This window comes from Bartonella jaculi (genome assembly GCF_039543045.1).
GTDB classification, from domain to species: Bacteria; Pseudomonadota; Alphaproteobacteria; order Rhizobiales; family Rhizobiaceae; genus Bartonella; species Bartonella jaculi.
In genome coordinates, this window is sequence record NZ_BAABIZ010000010.1 from 24,942 (window position 1) to 37,787 (window position 12,846).

A 12,846-nucleotide genomic window follows, 5' to 3' on the forward strand; every position below is an offset into this window, starting at 1 on the left:
TGCTTTTCGATACACATGCCAGTTTCTTTATGAACCTACATTGAAAGAGTTTTTCTTGATTCAGAACGAAAGGATATGAATATGAAAGATTACAAGAGGCTCATTTCAATATACGTAATGCTAATTTATACTAAAAATCAACATATTATAGCAATTATCTCGGATATCAATCTGCGCGCTATTGCATATGCATAACAAACAATTTTGTTGATCTGTGTTCATGCGGATACAAATGAATGCATGAATACCCCTCTCATTTGGATGAGAAAAGAAAATATTGATCAAGCGTTTTAATTTGTAAATGAGGTATTCATTTTTTGCAAAGTGGTTTCAAGAGCGGTTGTTAAAGCTCTTCTTCCTCCTTGGCGAGAAAAACAGTTTGACAAAAGCTCATTTGTTCCCCCCTTTGTTGAAAACTCTTTCTCAAGCAATGCAAAATCAAGAGATGTAGAACTATCAGCAGCTGTAATTTTGCGCATTTCGTCCGTAAGATTTCCAAACATCATGGCGAGAAAATTTGCTGCCTGCTCTTTTTTTAAGCCTTTTGTTACAAACCATTGATGCGTTGTTTCTATAAAATTAAAATAAACTCCCATGAGTGAACCAGCAGTCATGAAAAGGTTAAACTGATCTTCCGCATCCAGCACCAATGTACCGCCCAGCGCATCAAATAGCCTGCGTAAAAATGGATGATCAGGATAAATTGGCGTCAAATTTTTACATTCTGCCACAAAAGGAAGCGGAACAGCACGATAAACCTTATGATTAATCCACTCTTCAACCTGTACTACTTTTGCCATAGCAAGCACAGAAATAACAAGCTGTTCTGGACGAAAACGAAGAGAACGCAAAACTTCTTCAGCAATTTGGTTGGGCAAGCAAAGAAAAACACAATCACTCATGTCCAACAACACTTGATTATTCTCAGCAATGAGAACCTTATCATACTTTTGTGAAAGACGCTGTGCACTTTGTGCATTGCGTGGTGAGATGATAATGGAAGGAACGTCAAAAGCGCTTGTCATTAAACCATCGATCATTGAAGCACTGATTTTACCCGTTCCCAAAAAGCCAATTTTCATTTCTACTCCTAGCTCTCATAATTTTAAAGAAAGCTCAACCAGCACTTCAAGCATTTTAACTCACATAAACACTAATTGAGGAAGCAACACAGAGCATAGCAAGAATAATCAATCCCAAATAGATTTTGGGCTTATCAAAGAGAACCGCAAAAGCAGAAAACCAACCAACAATAGCTGCTGCTAACGCACATAAAAAACCTGTTTTATTCATGAGCACAATATGCATGGCCATTAAACCACCAATAATCAGCGCCCCAAACACAATCAACAATCCGGTTGCAAACTTTTCATAATCGTCCATCTTTCGCTCCTCATAGCGCTCAAACTGTTACGCACTTTTTTACCCCATGTACATATAAAAACAAAATGTTTTTTATCTATCACGGTTAAAATGCTCTAGAGCTCTTTACTTATCAGACGTAAAAAATGCTGGAATATGGTGCGGTAAACGCCACGGCAAAATTGCAATCAAATCAAAGCGCACACATAAAAGAGAACGATCTTTTTGCCGTGCCAACCAAATATCGGCTGCTGCCTCAATGCGTCTCTCACTCACCTGAGAAACCGCTGTCATTGCTTCAACCAAGGTTGAACGTGCTTTCACCTCAACCATTAAAACAAGATTTCCACGCCGTGCAATTAAATCAATTTCACCACATTTTGTTTTAAAACGAATTTCCGCAATGTGAAACCCTTTGAGACGCAACCACCAAGCTGCCCATTTTTCTGCACGCACACCGCGATAGAAAGACTTTTGCCTGCGCTTTTTTTGCATAAGCTTACGCCCCCCTTTAAAGTTTCACGCATCTTTCAAAAAATTCAACCGCCGAAAAAGCTCCTGCTTTTTTAAGCCGGTCTTTTTTGCAGCCAAAGCAGCTGTTTGAGCGGCAGAATGTGTATGCGCCAATTCTAATAACATTTCATCAATCTCTTGATCACTCATCACCTCCAAAGAGGCAGGTGCTTCTCCAACAAGCACAACAATTTCCCCCCGAATATGCGTTTGCTTGCTATAATTTTCAAATAAATTTCCTAAGTTGGACACATCCACCGTTTCAAATTTTTTTGTTAATTCCCGACAGATTGCAGCGGGCCGATCCGCTGAAAAAAGAGCAACCATATCCTGCAAAGTCTCAACAAGACGATGCGGTGATTCATAAAAAATCAAAGTTGCGGGAATAGTTTTTAATTGCTCTAATCGCTTTTGGCGTTGTACTTTTCGCGCACTCAAAAAACCCGCAAAGAAAAAGCTATCGGTGGGCAGACCTGTCGTTATAAGAGCCGCCAAAAGAGCTGATGCACCAGGAATGGGAACAATTTTGTGACCAGCTTTACGTGCCTCTTCCACTAGCCGAAAGCCGGGATCAGAAATAAGCGGTGTCCCAGCATCTGAGACAAGTGCCACAGTTTTATTTTCCGCCAAAGCCGCTAATAACCTCGGCCCTGCCTTTTGCGCATTATGTTCATGATAAAGAAAAGCTTTTTTCTGAATACCGTAACGTTTTAGCAGGACACGCGTTACCCGAGTGTCCTCACACGCTAAAATATCAACGCCTGCCAGCACTTGCAAAGCACGAAGAGTAATATCGGCAAGATTGCCAATAGGCGTTGCCACAAGATAAAGCGCTGGTTCTATGAGAGGCGCAGAATAAGCATGAGCACCTATAAAATATGCTTTTTCACGCATGCCCTTCTTTCATATTCAAGTACTCTCTTTCCATAAACTCTTCCCAAGAAGCTTTACCCGTGTTCATAAGTGATATCTATAAAATTTTCTTTGCCATCGCTAAAAATCTTTACCATTGCCAAAAAATTGCCATTGCTAAAAAATTGCCAACTTGAACATAGATCGCACCATAATAAGATAACCGAACATCCAGTGCCTTTTTTAGCATTAATAACCTGTTTGATCAGCACTATCGCTTCTCACAGAACAAATTTCCAAAGGACCAATGCTCTAGCAGCTCCAAAAACAGAAGCAACAATTTCCCCCATTTCTCTATCTTATATTCCCCCTTTTAAAGGCTCAATTTTTCAGATTTCCCTTATAACCAACATTTTTTAAACTTCCCCCTCCAGCGGAAGTAAAAACACCACCCCAAGCAAACATAAATCGCTCCTTTTGGCAACAAAAAGAACTGACTGTATTGTTTTTGAAGCAGCATAAAACCTCAGTATTTAAAGATCTCATTTTACACTATTTCCTCCAACCTTTGCGGTAATATGATCGATCTACAGCAATTTCATATCGAAAAATGCTTCTTTCGTGCTTAAATAAAGCGCCATTTTATTTCATAAACATATAAATATATGGCTTTTTCTTTAATGAGCTGTTTTTAGACCACCTTTTTGGACAACCTTTCACGGTTTATACAATTTTGCCTAAATTGTTTTCATTTGCTTTACAATTTTCTTTGGCGCGTAAATGCCAATAGCTCTTCTCCACCTTACAGCTTTACCTTCTACGATAAGACATTGATTTATAATGATAATCTAACGTTATTCATATTGAATGAGAAACCCGAATACTGTAAGATTCTCTCATTTCAAATCTGTTTATGTTGCATCAATCAAAATCACTCCCTTGCACATCAAAAGCGGGATGAATGTGTGGATAAAATTTGTGTAAGAAAGGGCTAAAAATGGCTCTTATGAACCGTCTTAATGCAAGATCTGTCACAACATTGGGGGCTGGCAAATATAATGATGGTGCCGGCTTGTTACGACACGCTTTGGAGAGCATTCCTTGTTGAAACACCCACTTGCATCTTGCATGACCAATTTCTCATTTGTTGACCTTTTGAAACATTTCATTCAACAATGAGACACATACTGGGATCACTAATGAAATAGCTCTTTAATATTTTAAATTATTGTCTTTTAGTAAACCCTACTAAAAAACAAAAATCTAAAAAAATTTGTTTTTTACTTGATCAACAATCGTGCAATAAAGCTTGGTATGCTCTTCACTAGACTTAGCAACAAAGATAGGCACTCCTTCATCTGAAGAAGACCGTAAAGCTGCATCCAGCGGCACTTCTGCTAAGAAAGGAACCCCTCGACGTTCCGCTTCTGCACGCGCGCCACCATGGCCAAAAATATCGTAGCGTTTTCCCGTATCAGGAGCAATAAAATAACTCATATTCTCAATGAGTCCTAGAATGGGAACATTAACTTTCATAAACATTTCTATCGCTTTACGCGCATCAACGAGCGCAAGATCTTGCGGAGTAGAAACGATCAGCGCACCCGTTAACTGTACTTGTTGAGCAAGTGTCAATTGTGCATCCCCTGTTCCCGGTGGCATATCAACCACCAAAATATCAAGAGGTCCCCATAAAACATCTCTTAGCAATTGCGTCACAGCTGCCATGACCATAGGACCACGCCAGACCACCGGCTTTTCTTCTTCCACCAAAAATCCCATCGACATCAATTTAAGACCGAATTTTTCAAGCGGTTGAAGTTTTTTCCCACCAATGAGTTGTATTTTTTGATTAACAAGTCCTGTCAATCGTGGCAAAGATGGACCATAGATATCTGCATCCATAACCCCTGTTTTGAAACCAGAATTTTGTAAAGCTAAAGCAATATTGATTGCCATTGTAGATTTGCCAACGCCTCCTTTTCCAGAAGCAACCGCAATCACATGCCGCACACCTTCTATCGGCATTTTTACAGGCAACAGATCTGCTCTACGTTTTAGCAGTGCATCTCTATGCACCTGAGAAGACATCCTCATTTTTCTTTCTGCCGTAAGTGTGACAACAACAGATTCAACCCCTTCCATAGCCGACACCACTTCTTCAGCAACACAGCGCAATAATTCCCATTCTTGCACACGTCCATCAGGAACTGTAATGGAAAAGAAAACCTTACCATCAGCAACCAATATTTCTGAAACAAGACCCAACGATACAATGTCGCTTTCAAAATTCGGTCCTTTAACTTTACGTAATGCGTTGCGGATAGCTTCGCTTGTGATAAGATTCACGCTCTTTCCTCTCTATACTGATCCCAAAGAACACGGAAATAAAGACGAAAACCCCAGAAAGGTAATCACCTAAAAATTCCCCGCTTTATGAGAACAATAAATTGTAAAATATCTTATATCTCATCTTTTCAAAACACTAAACTCATCTCAAATAAAAAACTCAAGCGTACATTCTATAACGAAATCCGTCCAAACATATCTTGTTCTACAATCACTCTATACAAATTTCTTACAAGTTCCTTTAAGAAACAAAATTGAGAAAACTTCTTATATTGTTATAAAAATAACGCTTTTTATAAATATACAATCACAAATCACTTTGCTTTCTTTAGCACCTTAAGGCCTTGCTCATGCATTTTTGCCATAGGAGAAATAACGATAAAGTGAATGTTGCAACCAATAATCATTTTTTTATATTTTAAAGGTATCACGTACAAAATGAATATCCATCATAGAGCTTTTTCTATTTTTTCAAGAGAGAGAAAAATAATCTAAGATTGACTTTTTTTATGTTTTTCCTTATGGATGAGCAGTCGTATGATAGGATAAAATTGTTCATCTAGCATAATAACTGCTCATAGAGCTAAGAAGGGCCGCACGCCGCGGTATTTAAATAAATGAAACGTACTTATCAACCCTCTAAACTTGTTCGCAAACGCCGCCATGGCTTTCGTGCACGTATGGCAACAGCTGGTGGCCGTAAAGTCATTGCCGCAAGGCGGGCACGTGGACGTAAGCGATTATCTGCTTAACCATTTAATTTTTCACAACTGTTGAATATGATGCGTCACTTCTTTGTTGTGGAACTTCCGTTATGAACCTCCAATGCCTGCTTCTGCAGGCATTTAGTAAAATTGCGAAGCGCTCTTATGAAGAAAAAACATCCCTGCCGCATTCGCAAGAGAGCGGATTTTTTGGCTGTACGCACAGGAGAGAAACGACGTGGTCCCTTATTTTTACTCGAAGTTAAGTCCCGTGAACAAACAGCAGAAAAATCTTCCCTTGTTCCACGTGTAGGCTTCACTGTCACACGTAAAAACGGCAATGCTGTCAAACGCAATCGTATCAAAAGGCGCCTGCGTGAAGCAGTGAGAGTTGGTTTAGCAGAAGACATGGAGGCAGGAACAGACTATGTCATTATAGCGCATCCTGATGCGCTACACGCACCTTTTAAATCTTTGATCAGTGAATTAAGTCGGCGAATAAGATCAAAAACAAAACAACAACGGCAACAAGGTAGTACGAATGGAATATAACCGCAATTTCTTCATAGCCATTGGATTGTCTTTTGCAGTGCTTATTGCATGGCAATTTCTTTATGTTGCTCCCAAACACGCAGAGATACAACAAAAACAAATAATCACACAGCAATTGTCAAAACAACACTCCGATTCCACTACCAATACAAATTTCTCTGACCTTGCATCAACGCACGGATCCGCCCCTACAATCGATCACCCGTTGACTCCTGAGATTCGGAATATTGAATTAGCCAAAACAGACCGTATCGCAATAAAAACCAGTGAACTTGAAGGCTCTATTAATCTTACTGGTGCCCAATTTGATGATCTTCTGCTTAAAAAATATCGTCTAACGGTAGATAAGACATCACCGGAAATCGCTTTGCTGAACCCCCAAGGCTTCAAAACAACCTACCTTGCCGAATTTGGTTTTACCAGTTCATCTTTGCCAGCGAACGCTTTGCCACAATCCAATACACAATGGCAAATAGAGGGAAGCAATAGGACACTGACTCCTTCAACACCCGTTACTTTGATTTATAATAACGGACAGGGACAAATCTTCCGCCGTACCCTTTCTGTTGATGACCACTACATGTTTACCATTGAGGATTCTATCAGCAATGAAGGGGATAAACCAATATATCTCTCATCCTATGCACGCGTTGCACGTGCAGCCCCACCAGAACATACAAATGCAACCTATTTGCTTCATGAAGGCATGATAGCTATTGCAGATGATACACTCAAAACTGAAAAATACAAAAGCTTAGCAGAACTTAATCCGAATCCTGATAATGGCCAGAAAAGTATGACTTTCTCCAAAGTCACAGGAGGCTGGATTGGTATTACTGATAAATATTGGGCTGTAGCGGTTATTCCCCCACAAGATAAAGAATATACAAGCCGCTTTATTTATTTTGATCGTTTGAATACCCATTATCAATCTGATTTGCTAGGATCGCTTTTAACTATTGCCCCCAATGAAACGAAAACCATTACAAATCGTCTTTTTGCTGGTGCAAAACAAGTTGAAATCATTAATCACTATCAAAATGACCTGAAAATCAAGAAATTTGCTCTTTTAATCGATTGGGGTTGGTTTGATTTTATCACCAAACCAATGTTTTCCCTTATTGATATCCTTTACAAACAAACGGGAAACTTTGGCATCGCCATTCTTCTTGTCACAGTGCTTTTGAAAACGCTTCTCTTCCCGCTAGCAAATAAGTCCTACAAATCTATGGCGCGCATGAAGCTCATGCAACCAATGCTCCTAGAAATCAAAGAAAAATATCCAGATGACCGAACCAAGCAACAACAAGCAATAATAGAACTGTATAAAACCCAAAAAATTAATCCTCTTGCAGGCTGCTGGCCAATGTTGGTGCAATTTCCAATATTCTTTGCTCTTTATAAAGTTCTATATATCACCATCGAAATGCGGCATGCCCCTTTCTTTGGCTGGATTCAAGACTTAGCAGCGCCCGATCCGACTTCTCTTTTTAACCTGTTTGGCCTTTTGCCTTACACAGTCCCAGCATTTCTTATGCTTGGTGCATGGCCTTTGATCATGGGGATAACGATGTTTTTACAAATGCGTATGAACCCAGCTCCCCAAGACCAAACACAAGCTATGATTTTCACATGGATGCCGGTCATCTTTACCTTTATGCTGGCTTCTTTCCCAGTTGGTCTTGTCATCTATTGGGCATGGAACAATATATTATCAATGATTCAGCAGGGTATCATGATGAAACGTCAAGGAGTTAAAATTGAGCTTTTCGATAATCTTAAAGCTATGTGGCGAAAATCACCCAAAAAAGAAGCACATGCCAACAAAGAAGCGCATGAATGACAAAATGTTCTTCCCTTTCTGGAATTTTTTCTCGTAATTGGATTTTTATTCGCGGTGTGCCTGCAATACGCTTTCTTCCACCCGAAGGACCGCCGGAGATTGCATTTGCAGGACGTTCCAATGTTGGGAAATCTTCCCTAATAAACGCACTCGTCCAACAAAAAAGCTTGGCGCGCACCTCAAATACACCAGGACGTACTCAGGAACTTAATTACTTTGTACCTGATGGTTACAGCGGACAACTGGGAGATCTTCCTCCTATAGCACTTGTAGATATGCCAGGTTACGGTTTTGCTGAAGCCCCTAAAAATTTGGTTGATGCGTGGACACGTCTCGTTTTTAGCTATTTACGGGGTCGCACAACACTGAAACGTGTTTATGTCTTGATTGATGCACGTCACGGAATCAAAAAGAATGATACTGATGTGTTGGATCTCCTTGATAAAGCAGCCGTCTCTTATCAGATTGTTTTGACAAAGAGTGATAAAATCAAATCGCCTGAACTTGCAAAATTAATAATAACTACAAAAACAAAGCTTCTCAAACATCCAGCAGCTTATCCTGAACTTCTTGTGACATCTTCAGAAAAAGCGTTAGGTTTAGAAGAAATGCGTACCGCCATTTTGCAAGCAATCACAGTATAGAACACATTCTTGTTATTAATAATTCATTAAACATAATTGTGAGCTTCTGCTAATAATCTTGTGCTTCCCATAAAGCATCTTTATAAAAATTCCTGTTACTTGAAAGAATTCTTACCAACTCTATATAACAGTGTAAATTATGCTAACACTTTTCCACTCCCCCCTTTCTTCTGCATCCCGCTTCATACGTCTTATTCTTGCAGAATATAATATAAGTACTCAACTCATTGTAGAACATGAGTGGGCAAGAAGACACGAATTTCTCGCACTTAATCCTGCTGGTCATGTTCCCGTTCTTCTTGCTGAACACGAAACTCCCTTATCAGGCGCTCTTGTTATTTACGAATATTTAGATGAAACACACGGGAGTTTGCGACAAGAGAATAAGCTCTTTCCGGAAAATCCTTTAGATCGGGCCGAGGTACGTCGTCTCAACGACTGGTTTTTAAATAAATTTGAAAATGAAGCTACACGCCATATTGTACGAGAAAGAATCTATAAACGTGAAATGCCACTAACCATTGGCGGAGGAGCTCCTGATTCACAAATTTTACGCAATGCGCGCGCTAATATTTTACCGCATATGAACTATCTCAATTGGCTTTGCGCATCTCGCGACTGGTTAGTCGGCTCAGAATTATCCTATGCGGATTTGGCAGCCGCAGCTACTATTTCTGTACTTGATTTTCTAGGGGAAATTGACTGGGAGCAATCCCCAGCAGCCAAAGATTGGTATATGCGGATTAAATCGCGGCCTTCTTTTCGCCCTCTTTTAGCAGATCGCATCCGCGGCATTGTTGCGAGTCCTCATTATGCAGATCTTGACTTCTAATTACCTGTTATTGATAATAAGTGAAACAATATTTAAACGGATAATATGCCTCTTCACCAATGAAAGCTGATGCATTTGTATACATCATGCGTAATTTTTCATCCTCCTCAGTATATGTTAAAAAACATATTGCATTACATTGACATTATTTACTCTATAACGATAATGAAGGTATCTCTCATCACGAGCTTATATAAAGCAGTAATTTGTTCACATAGCTTAAAGAGGTAAATTTTTCTCTTAAAGAGAAAGAACCATTAGAAAAAAGAAGAGAATTTACCTATACTTCAAAGAATAAAGTATCATAAGGAGATAAATATGCGCCTTACAGTTGTTGGTGCTAATGGGAGAATGGGACGTGAACTCATTACAGCTATCCAGCGTAGAAAAGACATAGAGCTTTGTTCAGTACTTGTACGAAAAGGATCACCTTTTGTAGATAAAGATGCCAGTACATTGATTGGTTCAGACTTTCTCAATATTCGTATCACAGATGATCCCGAGAATGCCTTTTCTAATACAGAAGGCATTTTAGATTTTTCACAGCCACAAGCCAGTATACTCTACGCCAACTATGCCGCCAAAAAAAGCCTAGTTCATATTATCGGAACAACAGGGTTTAGCAAAACAGAGGAAGCACAAATTGCAGATTTTGCGCAATATACAACTATTGTCAAATCCGGAAACATGAGTCTCGGAGTCAATCTTTTGGCCAGCTTCGTAAAGAAAGCAGCTAAAGCATTAAACGCGGATGAGTTTGATATTGAGATTTACGAGATGCATCATTCTAGCAAAGTTGATGCCCCTTCTGGAACAGCTCTTCTTCTTGGGAATGCAGCAGCCGAAGGTCGCAATGTTATGCTTAAAAATGTGAGTGTCAGTGGACGCAATGGCCACACAGGAGAGCGTGCGAAAGGTACGATAGGCTTTGCCTGTTCACGAGGTGGAACGGTTGTCGGTGACCACAGTGTTACTTTTGCCGGTTCAAGTGAGCGAATTGTTCTTTCACACATAGCACAAGAACGCTCTATTTTTGCTAATGGTGCATTAAGAGCAGCTTTGTGGGCAAAGAACCACAAACATGGTCTTTATTCCATGCTTGACGTTTTGGGATTAGACGATGAATTCTAAAGAGTCAATGTAAAGTAGGAAATTCACAATGGGACGCACACTTGTACTCATCCGCCATGGACAAAGTGAATGGAATATCAAAAATCTTTTCACTGGTTGGAAAGATCCCGATTTATCAGAAAAAGGTCATGCAGAAGCAATAGCAGCAGGAAAGAAACTCAAAGCAGCAGGTTTGAAATTTGATATCGCTTATACGTCTGCTTTACAGCGCGCGCAAAAAACGGCACAGCATATTTTAGAGCAGATGGGACAATCAGATTTGCAATTAATAAAAAATCCAGCATTAAATGAACGCAATTATGGTGATCTCGCCGGTCTGAATAAAGATGAAGTACGCAAACAATGGGGAGAAGAACAAGTGCAAATATGGCGCCGTTCCTATACTATTGCACCCCCTAATGGAGAAAGCTTACGCGATACTGTTGCTCGCGTTTTGCCTTACTATCTTTACCATATCCAACCGCATGTTTTACGCTCTGAAACTGTTTTACTTGCAGCACATGGTAATTCTCTTCGTGCACTTATTATGGCACTTGAAGGTCTAAACAGTGAAGAAATTAAATCTCAAGAATTAGCAACTGGCATTCCTATTGTTTACACATTCAATTCCGACTCAACAATTTCTTCAAAGACAATCATCACCCCTTGAAATTTCTAAAATTGTAGTGGATATACAGAGTTTAATCCAATAGCTTTCAGCTTAAGAATAAATTCTATAATTTTATTGACAGAATTTCCTCACAAGCTTAGATGAATTTTAAGCCCAGATGGCGGAATTGGTAGACGCGCAGGTTTCAGGTACCTGTGCCGCAAGGCGTGGAGGTTCGAGTCCTCTTTTGGGCACCATGTTCTTTTTTTATATCTATTAAGATTTTGTTTTTCCATATATTTTTTACGGTTCGGGATGCGTAGATAAAAGTAAGAGAATAGGATTTTCGAACGTGCCCCCACAATGTATTATGAATCACAATTTCTTTTAGAGGAATTTTTCAGCGATATCTATTAATCCACTATCAGCACATGAGTGCTTTTTCGTTATAAAAAATTCAATCAGAATATTAAAATCCACATTAATAGATTAAGCCATACTCAACCCAGCACCTCATCTTGTCAAATCACGCAGTGGGATAAAGTTATATGGTATGTGCGTATGAATCGTAGATCTAAGTATAAAAAACGCAAAACTTATGAAACGAAAAAGTTCTTTGACGACAAAAAAATCGTGCTTTCTAAATTATAAAGATACATATCCTAAATCTAAAAACCAAACAAACTTATTGAAAATTCGTTGGCAGAGCTCTTCCAGAAAGGATAGAGCCTCCCCCAATTATACAAAAGTCAAAAAACGAAAATTCTAATAAAAGAAACAGACTTTATATACACCATAGCCAAAAATCAAAAAATATATCATAGCTTAAACGACGCAAAGAAACGCCCTGCAATGGCTAAGAACTTTCTGAAGGCATGCACAGATTTTCTTCAAGGGACAATCGATTGAAGATCCAATTCAGCCTGATGACATAAAAAGGGTACCTCTCAAAAAAATATATCTTCCCTCTTTGAACAGCAAAAATATAGAGAAACATTATAAAGAGTAGAATCTTAGAATTTATGAACGCGTTTGGATTGATGTTTTTGCTATACAGACTTGCGTTGTAGCAACACTGTTCGGATTATCTGGAAAAACGTAACAGAGAATATCATTCATTAAAAAACAGAAAAGGACCAATTTCAAAGGGATATTTTTCTTCCAATTTTTCTCGAACGAGCAGAAATCCTTTAAAATTGATCCTATTAGAAACGAAACGTTCATTTGCGAGGAAAGCAGAAATAAACACACCAAAGAAAGATTTTAGTCCCCTGTTTTCTGGAGTGTGTCATGCGGTGGAAATTTAAAATCAGTAGTAACAATAATGCATGCAGCAATGCAGGAACGACGATTTTACAAATAAAAGCGCTTTTTGAGTGAACTAAAGACAGTACAGCATCGCTCTATAGCAAAAATACAGATTTTAAGAGAGTCCGTTCTCGAAGTGATAATAAAGCTACAAAAAGATTCGGAAT

General features: G+C 39.1%; 12 protein-coding genes and 1 tRNA gene. 8 read left to right on the forward strand and 5 right to left on the reverse strand.

Going from position 1 to position 12,846, the window contains the following annotated elements; all coding sequences use genetic code 11:
- Positions 1–290: 290 nt before the first annotated feature.
- The 5 genes from ABD915_RS05375 to ABD915_RS05395 form a co-directional block, all read right to left on the reverse strand.
- Positions 291–1,082, reverse strand: a complete 792-nt coding sequence (locus ABD915_RS05375; protein WP_345116232.1) for a pyrroline-5-carboxylate reductase — start codon at positions 1,080–1,082, stop codon at positions 291–293.
- 55 nt (positions 1,083–1,137) lie between these two features.
- Complete coding sequence (locus tag ABD915_RS05380) at positions 1,138–1,383, reverse strand: hypothetical protein (RefSeq protein WP_345116235.1); 246 nt, start codon at positions 1,381–1,383, stop codon at positions 1,138–1,140.
- 105 nt (positions 1,384–1,488) lie between these two features.
- Entirely contained in the window at positions 1,489–1,857 is a 369-nt protein-coding gene (locus tag ABD915_RS05385) for a YraN family protein (protein WP_345116237.1), read from the reverse strand.
- Positions 1,858–1,881: 24 nt separating this feature from the next.
- Complete coding sequence (rsmI, locus tag ABD915_RS05390) at positions 1,882–2,769, reverse strand: 16S rRNA (cytidine(1402)-2'-O)-methyltransferase (RefSeq protein WP_345116240.1); 888 nt, start codon at positions 2,767–2,769, stop codon at positions 1,882–1,884.
- A 1,221-nt stretch (positions 2,770–3,990) separates the two neighbouring features.
- Positions 3,991–5,076 carry an Mrp/NBP35 family ATP-binding protein gene (locus ABD915_RS05395; protein WP_345116242.1) on the reverse strand — a complete coding sequence of 362 codons (1,086 nt, stop codon included), beginning with the start codon at positions 5,074–5,076 and terminating at the stop codon, positions 3,991–3,993.
- A 617-nt stretch (positions 5,077–5,693) separates the two neighbouring features.
- Between ABD915_RS05395 and rpmH the strand changes: the two genes are divergently transcribed.
- The 8 genes from rpmH (at position 5,694) to ABD915_RS05435 (ending at position 11,628) form a co-directional block, all read left to right on the forward strand.
- Positions 5,694–5,828, forward strand: coding sequence for a 50S ribosomal protein L34 (gene rpmH / locus ABD915_RS05400; RefSeq protein ID WP_005864709.1), 135 nt, complete (start codon positions 5,694–5,696; stop codon positions 5,826–5,828).
- A gap of 117 nt (positions 5,829–5,945) precedes the next feature.
- Positions 5,946–6,332, forward strand: a complete 387-nt coding sequence (gene rnpA / locus ABD915_RS05405; RefSeq protein ID WP_345116245.1) for a ribonuclease P protein component — start codon at positions 5,946–5,948, stop codon at positions 6,330–6,332.
- Positions 6,322–8,175 carry a membrane protein insertase YidC gene (yidC, locus tag ABD915_RS05410; RefSeq protein ID WP_345116248.1) on the forward strand — a complete coding sequence of 618 codons (1,854 nt, stop codon included), beginning with the start codon at positions 6,322–6,324 and terminating at the stop codon, positions 8,173–8,175. The genes rnpA and yidC overlap by 11 nt, the downstream gene beginning before the upstream one ends.
- Positions 8,172–8,819, forward strand: coding sequence for a ribosome biogenesis GTP-binding protein YihA/YsxC (gene yihA, locus ABD915_RS05415; RefSeq protein ID WP_345116251.1), 648 nt, complete (start codon positions 8,172–8,174; stop codon positions 8,817–8,819). Before yidC ends, yihA begins: the two co-directional genes overlap by 4 nt.
- 139 nt (positions 8,820–8,958) lie before the next feature.
- Positions 8,959–9,651 carry a glutathione S-transferase family protein gene (locus ABD915_RS05420; protein ID WP_345116254.1) on the forward strand — a complete coding sequence of 231 codons (693 nt, stop codon included), beginning with the start codon at positions 8,959–8,961 and terminating at the stop codon, positions 9,649–9,651.
- Positions 9,652–9,969: 318 nt separating this feature from the next.
- Entirely contained in the window at positions 9,970–10,782 is an 813-nt protein-coding gene (gene dapB / locus ABD915_RS05425; protein WP_345116257.1) for a 4-hydroxy-tetrahydrodipicolinate reductase, read from the forward strand.
- A 28-nt stretch (positions 10,783–10,810) separates the two neighbouring features.
- On the forward strand, positions 10,811–11,431 hold the full coding sequence (locus tag ABD915_RS05430) for a 2,3-bisphosphoglycerate-dependent phosphoglycerate mutase (RefSeq protein ID WP_345116260.1): 621 nt from the start codon (positions 10,811–10,813) through the stop codon (positions 11,429–11,431).
- 112 nt (positions 11,432–11,543) lie between these two features.
- A tRNA-Leu gene (locus ABD915_RS05435) sits at positions 11,544–11,628 on the forward strand.
- The last annotated feature ends 1,218 nt before the right edge of the window (positions 11,629–12,846 follow it).

Coding starts and splice junctions, on each gene's coding strand:
- ABD915_RS05375 (WP_345116232.1), bottom strand. CDS start 1,082: ATGAAAATTGGCTTTTTGGGAACGGGTAAAATCAGTGCTTCAATGATC.
- ABD915_RS05380 (WP_345116235.1), bottom strand. CDS start 1,383: ATGGACGATTATGAAAAGTTTGCAACCGGATTGTTGATTGTGTTTGGG.
- ABD915_RS05385 (WP_345116237.1), bottom strand. CDS start 1,857: ATGCAAAAAAAGCGCAGGCAAAAGTCTTTCTATCGCGGTGTGCGTGCA.
- rsmI (WP_345116240.1), bottom strand. CDS start 2,769: ATGCGTGAAAAAGCATATTTTATAGGTGCTCATGCTTATTCTGCGCCT.
- rpmH (WP_005864709.1), top strand. CDS start 5,694: ATGAAACGTACTTATCAACCCTCTAAACTTGTTCGCAAACGCCGCCAT.
- rnpA (WP_345116245.1), top strand. CDS start 5,946: ATGAAGAAAAAACATCCCTGCCGCATTCGCAAGAGAGCGGATTTTTTG.
- yidC (WP_345116248.1), top strand. CDS start 6,322: ATGGAATATAACCGCAATTTCTTCATAGCCATTGGATTGTCTTTTGCA.
- yihA (WP_345116251.1), top strand. CDS start 8,172: ATGACAAAATGTTCTTCCCTTTCTGGAATTTTTTCTCGTAATTGGATT.
- ABD915_RS05420 (WP_345116254.1), top strand. CDS start 8,959: ATGCTAACACTTTTCCACTCCCCCCTTTCTTCTGCATCCCGCTTCATA.
- dapB (WP_345116257.1), top strand. CDS start 9,970: ATGCGCCTTACAGTTGTTGGTGCTAATGGGAGAATGGGACGTGAACTC.
- ABD915_RS05430 (WP_345116260.1), top strand. CDS start 10,811: ATGGGACGCACACTTGTACTCATCCGCCATGGACAAAGTGAATGGAAT.